Source organism: Pseudomonas thivervalensis (assembly GCF_001269655.1).
GTDB classification, from domain to species: domain Bacteria; phylum Pseudomonadota; class Gammaproteobacteria; order Pseudomonadales; family Pseudomonadaceae; genus Aquipseudomonas; species Aquipseudomonas thivervalensis.
The window spans coordinates 153,540-168,585 of record NZ_LHVE01000013.1; the positions used below are offsets into that span (position 1 = coordinate 153,540).

General features: G+C 57.8%; 16 protein-coding genes and 4 tRNA genes. 5 read left to right on the forward strand and 15 right to left on the reverse strand.

Annotation, left to right across the window (positions count from 1 at the left end):
- Positions 1 to 3: 3 nt before the first annotated feature.
- The 9 genes from AD659_RS18575 to AD659_RS18615 all read right to left on the reverse strand — a co-directional run bounded on the left by AD659_RS18575 (position 4) and on the right by AD659_RS18615 (position 6,851).
- A complete protein-coding gene (locus AD659_RS18575) occupies positions 4 to 1,224 on the reverse strand; it encodes an AAA family ATPase (RefSeq protein ID WP_053123880.1) in 1,221 nt (406 codons plus the stop codon).
- Positions 1,218 to 1,712 carry a TadE/TadG family type IV pilus assembly protein gene (locus tag AD659_RS18580; RefSeq protein ID WP_053123882.1) on the reverse strand — a complete coding sequence of 165 codons (495 nt, stop codon included), beginning with the start codon at positions 1,710 to 1,712 and terminating at the stop codon, positions 1,218 to 1,220. The genes AD659_RS18575 and AD659_RS18580 overlap by 7 nt, the downstream gene beginning before the upstream one ends.
- Entirely contained in the window at positions 1,712 to 2,191 is a 480-nt protein-coding gene (locus tag AD659_RS18585) for a TadE/TadG family type IV pilus assembly protein (protein ID WP_053123884.1), read from the reverse strand. Before AD659_RS18585 ends, AD659_RS18580 begins: the two co-directional genes overlap by 1 nt.
- Before the next feature lie 8 nt (positions 2,192 to 2,199).
- Positions 2,200 to 3,516 (reverse strand): TadE/TadG family type IV pilus assembly protein, encoded by a 1,317-nt coding sequence (locus tag AD659_RS18590; protein WP_053123885.1) that lies wholly within the window; start codon positions 3,514 to 3,516, stop codon positions 2,200 to 2,202.
- 71 nt (positions 3,517 to 3,587) lie between these two features.
- The gene (gene cpaB / locus AD659_RS18595) at positions 3,588 to 4,403 is read right to left on the reverse strand and encodes a Flp pilus assembly protein CpaB (protein WP_053123887.1); all 816 of its coding nucleotides are present in this window, start codon (positions 4,401 to 4,403) and stop codon (positions 3,588 to 3,590) included.
- 15 nt (positions 4,404 to 4,418) lie between these two features.
- Positions 4,419 to 5,747, reverse strand: a complete 1,329-nt coding sequence (locus AD659_RS18600; protein ID WP_053123889.1) for a P-loop NTPase family protein — start codon at positions 5,745 to 5,747, stop codon at positions 4,419 to 4,421.
- Positions 5,748 to 5,749: 2 nt separating this feature from the next.
- Positions 5,750 to 6,280 carry an A24 family peptidase gene (locus AD659_RS18605; protein WP_053123891.1) on the reverse strand — a complete coding sequence of 177 codons (531 nt, stop codon included), beginning with the start codon at positions 6,278 to 6,280 and terminating at the stop codon, positions 5,750 to 5,752.
- Between the two features lie 26 nt (positions 6,281 to 6,306).
- Positions 6,307 to 6,501 carry a Flp family type IVb pilin gene (locus AD659_RS18610; RefSeq protein WP_053123893.1) on the reverse strand — a complete coding sequence of 65 codons (195 nt, stop codon included), beginning with the start codon at positions 6,499 to 6,501 and terminating at the stop codon, positions 6,307 to 6,309.
- A gap of 155 nt (positions 6,502 to 6,656) precedes the next feature.
- Complete coding sequence (locus tag AD659_RS18615) at positions 6,657 to 6,851, reverse strand: Flp family type IVb pilin (RefSeq protein ID WP_008070254.1); 195 nt, start codon at positions 6,849 to 6,851, stop codon at positions 6,657 to 6,659.
- A gap of 300 nt (positions 6,852 to 7,151) precedes the next feature.
- Between AD659_RS18615 and AD659_RS18620 the strand changes: the two genes are divergently transcribed.
- Positions 7,152 to 8,021, forward strand: coding sequence for a response regulator transcription factor (locus AD659_RS18620; RefSeq protein WP_053123895.1), 870 nt, complete (start codon positions 7,152 to 7,154; stop codon positions 8,019 to 8,021).
- A gap of 9 nt (positions 8,022 to 8,030) precedes the next feature.
- On the opposite strand, the gene AD659_RS18625 is transcribed toward AD659_RS18620, so the two are convergent.
- Entirely contained in the window at positions 8,031 to 8,462 is a 432-nt protein-coding gene (locus AD659_RS18625; protein ID WP_053123897.1) for an Lrp/AsnC family transcriptional regulator, read from the reverse strand.
- A 198-nt stretch (positions 8,463 to 8,660) separates the two neighbouring features.
- On the opposite strand from AD659_RS18625, the gene AD659_RS18630 reads away from it, so the two are divergent.
- The 4 genes from AD659_RS18630 to AD659_RS18645 all read left to right on the forward strand — a co-directional run bounded on the left by AD659_RS18630 (position 8,661) and on the right by AD659_RS18645 (position 13,418).
- Positions 8,661 to 9,374, forward strand: a complete 714-nt coding sequence (locus tag AD659_RS18630) for a YczE/YyaS/YitT family protein (protein ID WP_053123899.1) — start codon at positions 8,661 to 8,663, stop codon at positions 9,372 to 9,374.
- Between the two features lie 101 nt (positions 9,375 to 9,475).
- The gene (gene amrS, locus AD659_RS18635) at positions 9,476 to 10,960 is read left to right on the forward strand and encodes an AmmeMemoRadiSam system radical SAM enzyme (RefSeq protein WP_053123901.1); all 1,485 of its coding nucleotides are present in this window, start codon (positions 9,476 to 9,478) and stop codon (positions 10,958 to 10,960) included.
- Entirely contained in the window at positions 10,957 to 12,102 is a 1,146-nt protein-coding gene (locus tag AD659_RS18640) for a trans-sulfuration enzyme family protein (RefSeq protein WP_053123904.1), read from the forward strand. Before amrS ends, AD659_RS18640 begins: the two co-directional genes overlap by 4 nt.
- Before the next feature lie 59 nt (positions 12,103 to 12,161).
- Complete coding sequence (locus tag AD659_RS18645) at positions 12,162 to 13,418, forward strand: aminotransferase-like domain-containing protein (protein ID WP_053124199.1); 1,257 nt, start codon at positions 12,162 to 12,164, stop codon at positions 13,416 to 13,418.
- A gap of 15 nt (positions 13,419 to 13,433) precedes the next feature.
- Here AD659_RS18645 and AD659_RS18650 read toward each other — a convergent pair whose 3' ends face one another.
- From AD659_RS18650 to AD659_RS18670, 5 genes are all read right to left on the reverse strand, one after another.
- Complete coding sequence (locus AD659_RS18650; RefSeq protein ID WP_053123905.1) at positions 13,434 to 14,066, reverse strand: LysE family translocator; 633 nt, start codon at positions 14,064 to 14,066, stop codon at positions 13,434 to 13,436.
- 249 nt (positions 14,067 to 14,315) lie between these two features.
- Positions 14,316 to 14,391, reverse strand: a tRNA-Gly gene (locus tag AD659_RS18655).
- A gap of 3 nt (positions 14,392 to 14,394) precedes the next feature.
- A tRNA-Glu gene (locus AD659_RS18660) sits at positions 14,395 to 14,470 on the reverse strand.
- A 105-nt stretch (positions 14,471 to 14,575) separates the two neighbouring features.
- Positions 14,576 to 14,651: transfer RNA gene (locus AD659_RS18665), tRNA-Gly, on the reverse strand.
- Positions 14,652 to 14,653: 2 nt separating this feature from the next.
- A tRNA-Glu gene (locus AD659_RS18670) sits at positions 14,654 to 14,729 on the reverse strand.
- Between the last annotated feature and the right edge of the window lie 317 nt (positions 14,730 to 15,046).

A 15,046-nucleotide genomic window follows, 5' to 3' on the forward strand; every position in this document is an offset into this window, starting at 1 on the left:
GGGTCATCCCCCGAAGAAACGGTTGAAGGCGCGTTTAAGCAGGCCCTTGTTCGTGGCCATCTGGTGACCGACCAGGTCTTCGGTCAAATCGCGCAGGGCGGCGGTGATGGCCGCCTTCGGCGCATGCAGCCCCAACGGCACGCCAGTGTTCTGACTCTGGCTGACCAGGTTGAAGTCATTGGGCAATTTCGACAGGTTCGCGCAACGCAGGGCCTCGCCGATGTCCTTGAGGCTGACGGCGGCGTTTTTGTCATAGCGATTGATCACGATCTGCAACTGATCGCCACGCACGCCCAGGTCTTCGCGGAGGATCCGCACCAGGGCGCTGGCATCGCGCAGGTGACTGACGCTCTGTTGCACCACCACGTAGACCCGGTCCACCTGTTCCAGCACCGAGCCGGTGAGGTGATCGATCTGCCGTGGCAGGTCCACCACCACCCAGTCATAACTGGCGCGGGCCAGTTGCAACAGGGCGTCGAGCTGTTCGGGTTGAGCGTCCTGGGGCAGGCACAACTCGCCGGCCCGGCCACCCAGTACGTGCAGGGTCGGGCTGAAGTGGCTGCAAAAGCCCCGCAGCGCGACGCTGTCCATCTCATCGATCTGCTGCAGCACTTCCAGATGACTGTGGGACTGGGCCACGTCCAGGTAATGGGTCACGCTGCCAAATTGCAGGTCCATGTCCAGCAACAGGGTATTGCCTGCCCGGGCGCTGAGCTGCTGGGCCAGGTTGCACGCCACCAGCGTTCCGCCGGAGCCGCCCTTGGCGCTGATCACCGCGATCAGCTTGCCTTCGTTGCCATTGCCGAGACGGACTTCCGCCACCAGGCGATTGAGCGCCGCCACCAATTCCGTATCGGCGATGGGTTCGGGCAGCACATCCCGGGCGCCGGCCTGCATCGCCAGGCGCATGCCTTCCTGCTCGCCCAAAGGACCGCACACCAGCATCGGCGGCCGTTCATGGGCCGGACGTTGCAACAGCGCCGAGAGTTCTTCGCGCCACAGATGGCTGACGCGCAACAGCAGCAGGTCAGGCATGCGATCCAGCCCGTAGAGCGGGTCGACATGCCCGTTGCTGACCAGACGCGTGCTCACCTCCAGACCGGGCATACGCTGGCAGACGCATTGCAAGTCACGCAGTGCCGTGGCGTCGCGACTACTGATCAGTATCCGCAGCCCGGCTCTGCCAGTGGTGGTTGAAAGCGGATTTTCCCTGGTATTCAGCATGGTGTGATCTCCGCGGAATCGGAATGACGCCCAAGGCTTTCGCGTGGCAAGGTTGCCCGGAACGTGGGCAAGGTAATGGGCACGCCCAAGCCGGGAATGAACAGGTTGAAAACGAAGTTCTGCACGCTCAGCCGGACATAGCGGATAGCCCGAAAACCGGTTGTGCCAGACGTGTTGGTGGGGTTGGCCACCACGGCGCCATTGACGTCCAGGTAGGTCAGCGCCAGGTTCGAGGTCGCCAGGTTGCTGATCAGTTGACTGGTGCCGGCGTCCGTCGCCGCGTTGAAGATGGCCCGACGCAACACCACCGGGTCGCTGACATTGCATACCGCCGCCAGCCGCACGCCACGGCGCGCCGCTTCATCCAGGGCATTGACCGTGAAGTACAGCCGGCCCATTTCCACCACGCCGAACAGCAGGATGAACACCAGCAAGCCCACGAAGGAAAACTCCACGATGTAGGTGCCACGCATGTGTTTGCGATTCATCACAGCGCCCTCATGACGGTGGTCGCGACCAACTGGATGCCCAGCGGAATGGCATTGCCGAAGAATCCCGGAATCGACCCGGTGCAGCTGCCCGCACCAATCACCGGGCAGAAGGTGTAGGTGATGGTGACGCGCACATGATCGATGCCCTCGGCGGCGACCTGCACGTTAGCCGTGGTCAACCCTGACACCACGGCGGTACCGGTTGCGCTGGGCACGCCATACACCGCAACGTTTTTCGTCTGGGTCAGGAGCGTGCTGCCCAGGGCGACGGCGCCGAGGGTGGAATTCCATGCCTGGCCAGCGACAAAACGGTCGGCATCGCGACTGGCCTGCAACAGCACGTTGTACTGGTAGAGCATGCGACCGAACTCACCGAAGGCCAGCAGCAACAACAGCAGCAACGGCAGCACCAGGGTGAACTCCACCAGCGCCACGCCTTGTTGGGCTTGTGCTGGTTTGAAATGCGAAAGTCCCATGACGCCTCCTACGAGTCAGTGCTCGGCGTGCCGCTGCCGTTGAGATAGGTTTTGTAGAGCTGAATGATCTGTGGGCCGGAATCAGTGGACGGCGTGGGGCCGGGTACGTTGTCGCCCTCGCACTCCTGGACGAACTGGCCAAAGATGATCGACTCCGAACCACCACCGTTCACCGGCTGCAGGACGAAATAGCAGCCGAACCCCAAGACCGGAATCGACGTCGAGCCACTCAGTTTCCCGGCGCAATCGCCAATCACAATCTTCAGCATCCGACGCTCGAAAACCCCGTTGCTTTCACAGCCGCTGGCGCCCCCCGCCACACAGGCGGCGACCTGGGTCCGCCAGTCGTTGTAGTCCTGTATCGCCTCGCCGCCCGCCGAGAGATCGCCGTTGCTCGAGGTGATGGCCTGGCCTTTGTATTGCGCCTGGGAGAGCGAATCGTTGTAGGTGATCGCCGGGGTGCCGGACGACGTGACCAGGTCCGGTGGATAGTCCGACGCACTGACCGGACCGTTGTAGACACCGAAACGGGTGTTCAAGCCTTGGGAGGTCGGGCCGGCTTTATTACCTGGCGCCGTCTGGACGTTGTCGCCAACGCTGCGGCAGACCGAACCACCGCCGGCCAGGTCCTCGCGGACTGCGCTGCCGCCAGAGCCGAAATCGAGCAGTTGGAAGTTGCCCGGGCCGATGGGCGAGGTGTTCCCCGCCGCCGTCTTCAAGACTTCCAGGTCGCCAAATTGATAGCCCCAGAAGTTGCCGGCGGCCGGGTTGTACTGAGTGGGATCGCCACAGACCATCAACGGCGCCAGATCACAAGGCGAGGTCGGGCTGGGGCCTGCCGTGGCAATCGCCGCCACGCGCTTGTTGCCCAAGCCGGCGCTGCCCATCGTTTGCACGAAGCTCCAGAAAAAACCGCTCAATTGGTAGCTGGTCACCGACACCCGCACGTATTTGGCATCGGTCGGCCCAGGGTAGGAGAACGGGCCATAGACGCTGCTGGACAGCTCCACCACGGCAAACGCACCCGGGTTGCCAGCGACCGCGGTGGCCAGCTCGGCGTTGCCTGCGGCGTTGGCATTTCTGTTGAGCGTGTCCAGGGCCGCCGCGCGCGTGGTGCTGGCCATGTTGATGCCGCCACTCACCTGGCTCAGGGTCTTGGCGCCGCCCAAGGCCGCGGCATCCACCGCATTTTGCAGGCGCGTCTTGTTCAGCAGCATGTGCCCACCATCGAGGGCCAGCGCCGCCATCATGGAAATCGCCACCAGGGCGATCACCATCAGTACACTCACCGCCCCTCCCTGGCGTCGGATATTGGCATTCATCATCGAGCCCTCACCTACAACGTTTGAGGATCGGCATCGCCAGGGCCTGCAAGGGCCTGGCATGGGGGCTTTATTCAGCGGACATTGATCACGCTGCTTTCAATTCCACGGATCAGCGTGACCGCTCCGCCTTGCGGCTTGGCACTGCGCTGCACCACAGGTTTCGGCACCGGGGCGGCCGCCATGGCGATGACTGGCGCCGGGGCTGGCGGCGCAACGGCCACGGCTTTTTTCTCCAGGTTCAACGGGTTGCGCAACGCCAATTGCAGCTTGCCTTCGGTCTGTGCGGTGACCAGCGCTTCCGCTTCGGTGGCGGACATTTCCAGGGTCACGGCCCGTACCACCACCGGCTGGGTCTTGTCGGTGCCCGCCGTCTGGTCCACTGCCAGCACCCGCAAGTTTTCCAGGATGGTCCGCGACGTCGCGCTGTTGCTGCCGGCGCTAGTGGTCTTGGTCGCCAGGACGTCGACCCGGTTTCCCGGCAAGAGGAAGCCGCCCACACCCACCACATCATCCACCCGTACCGATATGGCGCGTTTGTCCGGGGCGATCAGCGAAGCCAGGGTGCTGCCGCCCAGGTGCTCACTCAGACGCGCACCGCGCACGATATCGCCGCGCAGGATGTCGAACGTGGCGATCTTGCCGACGGCCTGTTCGCTGGCATCGAAGGCATCGTCCGGGATTGTGTCCATGGGCATGCGTACGGTGGTGACCTGTTGAGCCTCGACCATTTGCCCGAAGGGGATTTCCACCGTCGCGACCACCACGCTTCGCAAGTGATCATCGGGGGTCGCGTTGAGTCGCGCGCTCAGCCAGGAGTCAGCCATCCATGCGGCACCAAGGCCCATTACCAGGGAAACGCCTATCAGCGGAAGCGTACGAGAGCTCATGTCGGTATCTCCAGATCAAAGGAAGTCGAGCTGAACGAAGTAGTTGTGCCAGGCCCATTCCAGCTCTTGCGGCGACAGGGGCCCGGAACCGCCCAGGTAACGCTGGCGGTCGAGCGCCATGTTCAACAGGTCACGGGGATGGCAAGGCACCAGCGGCATGCCTTCGCCGGCATACAAGCGCTGCAGGACATAACGCACCAACAGCGGGTCATAGGGGATGCCCAGGCGTTCGCACTCCTGGCGCCAGATGCGTTCGTAATCCTCGGGCTTGAGGTAGCCGAACTGCACTTTGTAGCCAATGCGCCGCAGGAAGGCCTCGTCGGCCAATTCGAGGGGATTGAGGTTGGTGGAAAACACCAGCACCAGATCGAATGGCAACTCGCAATGGCGGCCGCCGCCCAGGTTGATGAAGTCGCGCTTCTCCTCCATCGGCACGATCCAGCGGTTGAGCAACTCGGCCGGGGCCATGCGCTGGCGGCCCATGTCATCGATGATGAACAGGCCATTGCTGGCCTTGAGCTGCAACGCTGCCTGGTATTGCCGGGTGAACGGGTCGTAGCGCACATCCAGCTGCTCCATGCTCAGCTCGCCGCCAGTGATGACGATCGGGCGCTTGCAGCACAGCAGCCGGCGGTCGATGCCTTCGTTGAGCATCAGGTTGTTGGTTTGGCCGTTGTCGTCCAGGCGCTGGTGCACCTGTGGGTCGTAGATCTCGATCACCGACTCGTTGATGACAATGGCATGGGGCACCCAGATTGCTTCGGCGAACAGCCGGATCAGTCGACTGCTGACGTAGGTTTTGCCGGTGCCCGCCGGGCCGTAGATCATGATCGCCCGCCCGGAATTCAGGGCAACGCCCAATTGGTCGAGCATGCCCTGGCTCAGCACCAGGCCGGCCAGGGCCTGGTGCATGTCCTTGGCGGTGATGCGGCCATGGTGAATGGTCTGGATCTTGATCAGCGAGCGATAGGTGCTCACCGGGAACGGCGCCGCGCCGATGTAGCCGCTACGGGACAGGGCGTCACGCGCCGAACTGCGGCCGCGCTCGGTCAGGCCATAACGCAGCGTCTGCCCGCCACTTTGTCCTAACTGGCCCAGCACTTCGACGCGACCGTCCTTGCGCAGGAACGCCAGGACTTCTTCCAGTACCGCGCCGGTCAGGGCCAGGCGCTCCACCAGCCGCGACATGTCCAGCACACCGGCGTCGTGCAGGTGCTTGCACACCAGTTCACCCAGGAAGCTGTCGCTCAAGCCGGTGTCGCGAATGGTGCAGGGCTGTGGCGCCAGGCGTTGCACCGCTTCCCGCTCGCTGGGGTAGGCATCGCTATCGTTGATGACGTGCATGACTAGACTCCCCAGCCGCCGGCAACCAGTTGCCAGTAGACGCTGTTCAAAGTGCCGATCAGGATCGCAATCGAATAAGGAAAGGGTTTGCCGGCCACTTCGTCCGACGTCGGCGCCAGGTAGGACTGGGCTCGCACCATCAACCAGTAGCGTCCCAGGGTCTGGAGCAGTTGGCCGCGGGCCAAGACAATCAGGAAACCGCACACACCGCCGGCGATCAGGCTGAACAGCGCCGCCCACAGTGCGTAGTGAAAAGGCAGGAAGCTGCCGACCATGGTCATCAGCTTGACGTCACCGGCGGCCATGCCACCCACCGCGTACATGGGCAGGAACAACCCGAAACAGATCAGCATGCCCAGCAGGCCGTCGCCCAAGCCACCGATCCCGCCGGTATAAACCTGGCCGGCCAACCCCAGGGCAAGGCCCACCAGGACCAGCGTATTGGGGATGCGATGGCGACGCAGGTCGCTCACCACCGCCACACCCAGCAGTCCTACCAGCAGTACCGTCGACACCAGCAATTCCATGGACATGATGCGTCTCCCTAGTGTGGTTATCGTTAGCAGGCGACGTTGCCATTGGCGGCTTGGCACAGCGCCCGGATCTTGGTATCCACGACGCCGCCCAGGAGGACGAATGCCGCCGCTACCAACACCGTGATCAAGCCACCCGCCACCGCGTATTCAACGATGGTCAGGCCGTTTTCATCTTTGGCGAACTTGCCGATCGAAGTTCTGATTGTCTGGAGAGTCATTTCGGATACCTCACGCTGAGAAGAAGTACTGCTACGAACTTGATTGAGGGGACAGCGCGAAGTCCATTTGATGGATTGGTTGTACTCACTGCAAAAGAGTCGCAAACGTTATTCCTTGAGAGTCACCGTGTCCCCTGCACTGCAAGTGGCGGCTGTCAGCAGGCCACGTTGCCGTTGACCGCCTGGCACAGCGCACGGATCTTGGTGTTCACCGCACCGCCCAGCAGCACAAACGCGGCAGCCACCAATACGGTGATCAACCCACCGGCCACGGCGTATTCCACAATGGTCAGGCCGTCTTCATCTTTGGCGAACTTCAGTACCGAAGCCTTGATTGTTTGAAGAGTCATTTCGCACACCTCATTGGGGTTGTTTTCTCAAGAGGCAGTACATTGCGAACTGCCTGATGCAACCCTAGTCAGCGGGTGGTCATTGCCGTTAGGAGGATTTTGCACATCGCTAGGATTTTTTTGCGCCGGATGGGAGAGGCTCCGGAAGGAGAAATCCCCCCTGCATCAGTCAGAAACAGGCGTTCCGCGAGGGGATGACGCTAAGGAACTGGATTTTTATTAAAAATTATTCGGCGAAGTGATAGCACAGTGACAATACTGCTAGCTAAAGGGCAGAAAGAACCTGTGAGTAGTCGTCCTATGGCACCCAATCCGACTGGAAAGCCAAAGCTGTTATGGTTCGATCTGACACATGATCGGTCCAGCCAGGAGCTCATCTCCCAGTTCCTGGACACCTGCGACTGCACGCTGGCAAAAAACGCCATGCTGCCCAGCGCGGAGCAGGTCGACATGATCTGCATCCATTTCGACCGCCCGGACACGCCGGGCCTGCGACGCCTGTTGGAAATCAAGCGGACCGTTCCTGGCACCCCCATCACCATGTTCACCGTGCAGCATTCAGAGGAACTGGCGGTGTGGGCGATGCGCTCCAGCGTCTGGGAATACATGGTGCTGCCCCTGTCGGTCGCCGAGCGAAAGCGCTACCTCACGGCCGTGGCCCAGCTGTGCGAGCTGCGCCGCAATGCCAGTGGCCGGGGAAGAACCTCGCAGATCGACCACTCCCCGACCCTTCCGGACAGCATTCGCCTGACCTCCGGGCACCAGAAACACCAGGCCCTCAGCCACATCATGCTGTACATCGACCAGCATTTTCGCGACAGCATCGATCAGCGCGACCTCGCCAAGCGCTGCGGCATGACCACGTTTCGCTTCAGCCGGGTGTTCAAGGAAGCCAATGGGCTCGGCTTCACCGACTACGTGCTGAACAAACGCATGAGCTTCGCCAAGGAACTGCTCGACAACAGCCAGATGCCGATCACCAGCATCGGCTATGAGGCCGGCTTCAAGGACCCGTCCTACTTCGCCCGCGCCTTCAAGCAGTACGCCAGTTGCACGCCCAGCGAGTACCGTCTCGCGTACCAGATGCGCAGCGCGAGTCCTGCACCGGAGCCTCCGGATGAGGCGGCCTTGGAAGCGATTGAGCATCTGGTGCACAGCCTTGAGGGTTGATATTCAGGCTCACGGGGCGAGTTTTCTTCTCTCGATAGGGATGGACAGGACGATGCTGGTGCGCGTCTCGCCGTACGCGTTGATTTTCGCAATGATGTCCTCGATCTCAGCCATGGACCTGGCATAGATCCGGATCAGATAGGAGTCGTTACCCGTGATGTGCAGGCACTCGACGACTTCGGGTATGTCGGTGAGCGTCGCGATCAATTTGGCTTTTGCCGGCTTGAGTGTCGTGATACCGACGACAGCCGATATGCCGTAGCCCAGTTTGGTGGGATCCAACTGAGCGCAATAGCCCTTGATGACCCCGGCGTCTTCAAGTTTGCGCAACCTGTCATTGGTGGCAGGAATGGAAAGACCCGCGTGCTTGGAAAGCTCTGTGATAGAAATGCGACCACAGTCCTGTACCTTACCCAGGATTTTGACGTCTATACGATCCATGTGCGTTTTCCCCGGTTAAAAGTATAAATTTTAATGAAAAGCCCGCATTTTTCATTAAAAAAAGCATGCACCAAAATAAAGCAGCGCGCTAGTCTATTTCCAGCCTGAAAAACCTGAAAAGAATCCGGGCAATCAATAGCCCTGCTCTTTCGCGTGACGCACTCATAATAAAATATTCTCTCCAGGGATGGTGTTCGCATGGAAGATGAAAAGAAAAAGTGTGGAAAAAAGCCTCACCCGTTGATTCAGCACATTGGCACGCAAGTCCTAAGTCTCCGACACTTCAAGAAAGATCAGTTACTGATGTACCTGATGGGCGTCAGTTTCTTTTCGCTGGGCGCCAAGTGTTTCATCATCAGTCAACTGGGCACCGATCCGTTAGACGTCTTGATCATCTCGATCGATAAGATACTTATGCTCGGCATGGGTGTTTGTTCGGCGATCGTGTCGCTGTTCTTCCTGACCTGGTGGATGCTCTGGAACAAAAAATACCCGCCGATAAGCCCCTTCATTACCACGACCCTGACCGGGCTATTGATTGATCTGTGGTCGTGGCTGGGGCTTGGAGAGTACTTGATCGTCAGAATGAATGAGTATGCGTTATTGGCCTCGGGGCTGATGTTATGTGCCTATTCATCCGCATTGATCATCATGAGCGGTATTGGCATCAGGATCATGGACCTGGTGGTATTGACCATGGTATCCAAATGGAACTGGTCATTCACCAAAGCCAAAATGATCATTGAAATCGGCATCTTTTCCAGCGGTTGGCTTTTAGGCGGGCCCTTTGGTATAGGAACGATTGCATTCCTGCTGGTGATCGGCCCGCTTATTCAACCTTTCATGGATATGAATGCCAAGCGCTTTGCACTCAAGAACTATGGGTTGACGAGTGCTTCATCCGCTTACTAATAACCAATAAAGACGACTGCCCTGCAGGGCAGCAGGATTGTTTCGCCTCGATTTTTTAAACCGATGCCATTGATGGCAACTTCCGTGATGAGGAGTGAAAGATGGACACCACAAAAAATAAAAACTGGACCTTGGAAAGCAGCCCGGCAAAACTGGAAGAAATACTTCCCGGGGGCGCCGTGAAGTGTCATCTTTCCCCGCGCAATTGTGTCATACAGGAGGGCAAGGTCGGTTTTTGCAAAGTGCGCGGAAACCGAGGCGGCAGGCTCGTTACATTGAACTACGGCAAGGGCGTCCACAGCACGGAAGAGACGATTGAAACCGAAGCCGTTTTCCACTTTGCCCCCGGCGAGCGGATTCTGTCCCTGGGCAATATCGGCTGCATGCTCAACTGCGGTTACTGTCACAACTGGAAGACATCGCAGGCCAAGTACGTCACCGACAAGGACGTTTACTACTACACCCCCGAGCAGGTAGTGGAAACCGCACTCAAACACGGCATACGGGTCATTTCCTGGACCTATAACGATCCCGTCGTCTGGCATGAATTCATCCTCGACACGGCAAAGCTGGCCAAGGAAGCAGGCCTGATCAACCTCTATAAATCGGCGTTCTTCATCAGTGAAGAGGCCATTGATGAATTATTGCCGGTCATCGATATCTTCTCGATTTCGCTCAAATCCATCTCCCCGGAGTACTACCGCAAGGTCACCACCGGCTGGGTAGAGCCCGTCCTGGCGGGTATCAAGAAAGTCTATGACGCCGGCAAATACGTCGAAGTCAGTACCTTGATGGTGACTGACATCAGCGATGACGAAGAGACAGCCCGGAAAATCAGTCAGTGGGTCCTGGATGAACTGGGTCCGAACGTACCGCTGCACTTCGTCAGGTTTCACCCCGATTACAAAATGAGCAACAGCATCCGTACCCCTGTGGACAGGTTACTGAAGGCTCGGGACGTGGCGCGGAGCATGGGCGTCGAGCACGTCTACCTGGGTAACGTGAATGATGTCGAAGGGACCAATACCAGTTGCAACCACTGTAACGCCCTGCTCGTCACCCGCTATGGCTTGAACGCTGAAATCATCGGACTGGACAGCAAGGGCTGCTGCTCTCAATGCGGGCACGATGCGCATTTCAAATTGCTCGGTGAACACCAGGCATACGCCCCTGTCGAGCTGCGCGAGGACGCATTGAGCGCATATGAGAAGCGCAAGTTCGAATGGCACGGGGACATCGTGTCGCTGCACGCCCAAGTGCTGAATACCGAGGACTTCGAACAGACGGTCTACCTGCGACGCAACTATACGGACGGGCATAACAGCGGGTGGAAATCACTGACCTTGCGGCCCCATGAAAGCTATCGATTCATCATTGCCAAGGCGCGCATCGATGAAACCGGCCCTGAGGTCTGGCTCCCCCACGGCGTGAACTCGAACCTTCATGAAGTCTTCGACAGGGCTCACTTCCCGACAGAGTCGATTGAAGAGATTGGCATTTCGCAAAATGACATCACCCCAACCGTCGGTTACGAGGGCAAGCAGAACATGTATGAACAGGTCATCAAACTGGTCAGCCAAGCATGAAGGCATCTACTGAAATACTTCATATCAAGGTGGATGACCGGGACGCTCACCCTTCGGTAACGCCTATTTATCAGTGCAGTGCGTTCAACGCGGACTCGGCCTTCTTCTACTCAAGGAAAGCCAACCCCAATGTGACTGAATTGGAGCAGGTCGTCGCGTCCCTGGAGGGCAGCGAATATGCCCTGGCCTACAGCACCGGGATGAGCGCGATCTATATGGTGTTGGAACTATTGAAGCCGGGCGCTTCGCTGGTCATCAACAAATACATTTATGGCTGCTCCTATAAATTGTTCCAGCGCTATGCGGCACGTATCGGCGCACACCTGACGATTCTGGATCTCACCACCGCAGAGGGGTTGAAGGCCTTGCCGGCGAATGTCGACATGGTCATTTTCGAAACGCCGACCAATCCGTTTTTGAAAGACATCGATATCCACGCGGTCAGCAGGGCCGTCAAACAGAACAACCCGCAGGCCCTGGTGGTCGTGGACAATACCTGGGCCACACCAATATTCCAGAAACCGTTGAATTTTGGTGCGGACATTTCCCTGTACAGCGCAACCAAATACTTCTCTGGACACAGCGATGTCATGGGCGGCCTGGTGCTGGTCAACAACGAGACGATTTACAACCGTCTCCTTGAGGGCCGCTTTTATTCAGGCACGATACTGACGCCCAATAGCGCCTGGTTGCTGCGCAGGAGCATGCAGACGTTCAACCTGCGCATGGAAAAGCACAGCCAGACGACAGCAAGCATGCTCAATTATCTGCGTGAGTTGCCTTTCATCGAGCATGTCTATTACCCACGCATCGATGGCAAGCAATTGACCGGCTATGGCGGCATTGTGTTTGTTGATATTCGGCCGGACCTGGTGCCCTTTTACAAAACATTCACCAGCGCGCTCAAATGGTTTGGCACGGGCACCGGAATGGCCTGCGTGACTTCGATGGTCGCCCAGCCCTTCAGTGGCAGCCATGCCTCGATGACGGATCAGGAAAAAGCTGACATGGGCATCGAGAAAGGCCTGGTTCGATTGTGCTTTGGCCTGGAGGACCTGGAAGACCTCAAGGAGGACCTGCTACAGGCATTCGAAACCATGGAAAGCAAGGTCGACCAGAAAAGCGCTCTCGATCCTGCGTAACAGTGTCATCACGAGCAACGAGCCTTCACTGGCTCGTTGCTTTTTTTATGGAGAAAAAAGTGTCCAGCGCATTCGAAAACACACTATTCGAAGACCCCATCCTGAACGTTATCCACCTTCTGAATTCCATCGCCCAGGAAAACCCGGAGGCGATTTCACTGGCCTCCGGTCGACCCGATGACCAGCAGTGCGACCCGTCGCTCATCGACAGGGGCCTGGCCCAATACAAGCATTACATTGCCGGCACCGAGCAATCCCTGGCGACGCTGCTTTGCCAATATGGAAAAACCGCCGGAATCATCAATGAAACCATCGCCACCCATTTGCAGGTGGATGAAGGGATAACCGTCTCCAACCCTGAAAGCATCGTGGTGTGCCTGGGGTTTCAGGAAGCTTGTACCTTGACGCTCCTGTCCATTTTTGAAAGCGGTGGGGTTTTATTGGTGCCTGACCCGGTGTTTTCCGGGATCACCGGCATCGCAAAACTGCTGGGCATAACAATAGTCCCGGTCCCCATGGCGGCTTTTCTCGATCCGACCGCCCTGCGCACAATCATTGAAGAACTTGAATCCAGAGGAGAAAAAACCAAAGCACTCTATGCCGTTCCGGACTTCAGCAATCCGACCGCCGACAGCCTGTCCTATCACGCCAGGAAAGCCATGCTGTCCTTGGCCAATGAAAAGAACTTTTTCATCCTTGAAGACACGGCCTACCGCTACTTCAGGTATGAAGGCGCGGCCATTGCGTCCATGAAGTCCATCGACAGCAGTCGGGTGTTCTTGCTGGGCTCCTTTGCCAAATCCATTTTTCCGGGCTTGCGCATGGGTTATGTGGTCGCCCCAGAGGGCGCCGGGGTCACGTCGTTCAGCACAAGGTTGTGTAAGGCCAAAAGCCTGATCACCGTCAACACCCCTGCCCTGTGCCAAGCGGTCGTCGCCGGCTTGCTGATCGAGAACGAGTATTCGCTGAAAGGGCTGAACCAGCCCAGGGTGTTGTCCTATACGAACAAAAGAAACCACATGCTTGAATGCCTTGAGCGTGAATTTCCATTCAAGGTCGACGCCCAAAGAAGGGTCAGCTGGAATCACCCGGCAGGCGGCTTCTTCATCAATATGCAGTTGCCTTTCGCCTTTGGAGAATCTGAAATGCGCGAATGCGCCCAGCAGTTCAAGGTAATCGTATTTCCTACCACTTTATTTTCGCTGACGAATGAGGCGGCTAACCAAGTCAGACTTTCATTCAGCAATGCCACCGCCTCAGGCGTCACCCAAGCCATAGGCCGATTCAGGGCGTATGTTGAGTCCAGACTGCAGTAGGACCTCTTTTCGTGATCAGGTTGCCGTAGCCAGCATGACACCCGTGGCGACCTGGTAAGCCCCCAGAACAGTGATGGTCGCCCCTGAGAGATAGTTGATCAGCCTTAGCTTCGATTCGGCAATCCGCGCCTTGAAAATGGAGGAGAACCCGCTCAACCCCAGCCACCAGGCAGCCGAGCCCAGGAATATACCGGTCACCATCGGCAACAAGGCGTGCTGGCCGCCTTGGTCACTGGCCATGCCATCACTCAACGCAGCAAATATCGCGATAAACGACAAGATGGTCATGGGGTTCGACAGGGTCAGGAACAGCGTGGTCGAGTAGGCGTTGAACATGTTGGCACGCTCACCCGCCATGGCGGTCGCGCCGCCCTTCGATCGTATGGTCTGATAGCCAATGTAGGCGAGGAATAGCCCGCCAAAAATACACAACCAAGGTTTGAAGCTGATAAGCGTCGCGATAATGGCCGTGACCCCCAGGGCCCCGATGAATCCATAGATCGAATCGGCGGTGGCCGCTCCCAATCCCGTCGCGAAACCAGCCCTCCATCCCTGCATGAGACTTCTCTGTATGCACAACAGCCCAATGGGCCCCACCGGGGCTGCTATGCAAAGCCCAATGACCATCGATTTAACAAAAATCAGCATAAGTGCGCCTCCAGAATGGGTACTGGAAGGTTAGGAGAAGTGATTTTTTTTAGGAATGAACTATTAATCTTCCTTAAGGTTTTTCCTTAAGTTTTGCATGAAGTCGTTTCACTTCACCTTCATTATTAAGGTAAAGCACCGCCAGCCTCCTCAGACAACGAAAATCGCTCGTTATAGACACAAGAGCGCTGAAGGGCCTTTTCACGCACAAAAAAAACGCCGCTCATATGAGCGGCGTTTTTTTGAATTTGGAGCGGGAAACGAGACTCGAACTCGCGACCCCGACCTTGGCAAGGTCGTGCTCTACCAACTGAGCTATTCCCGCAAATGGCGTCCCCTAGGGGACTCGAACCCCTGTTACCGCCGTGAAAGGGCGGTGTCCTAGGCCACTAGACGAAGGGGACACGCTAACTGAAATACATGGTGTGTATTTCAGTGCCCAAATCCGCATCCGAAGATGTCGGCTCTGGTTTCACTCAGCCCTGCCCGAAAGCAACGCTGTTTAAAATTGGAGCGGGAAACGAGACTCGAACTCGCGACCCCGACCTTGGCAAGGTCGTGCTCTACCAACTGAGCTATTCCCGCATTGGCGTCCCCTAGGGGACTCGAACCCCTGTTACCGCCGTGAAAGGGCGGTGTCCTAGGCCACTAGACGAAGGGGACACACGTACAACATTCACTGCTTACTGCGTTTGGCTGAGTGCTTTACGCTGTAAGTGGCGCGCATTCTATGGATGGATTGAAGGGTCGTCAACCCCCAGATATAAATTTATTTAAATCAATGACTTCGCCTGCTTTGGGGGGCAATCCGGGGATTTTGCTCGTCCGGTCTCTGACGCCTATATTCTGGCGTTCGCCGAGACGCTATAGTGCCCTCGGCAAATGATGGCAATGTGCTCCCACCGAATTGTGCTTCCTATAAACAGCACGACGCCCGTCTAATCGCGTCGCTCGGGCCTATGCGCTTAAAAGCCAAGCCA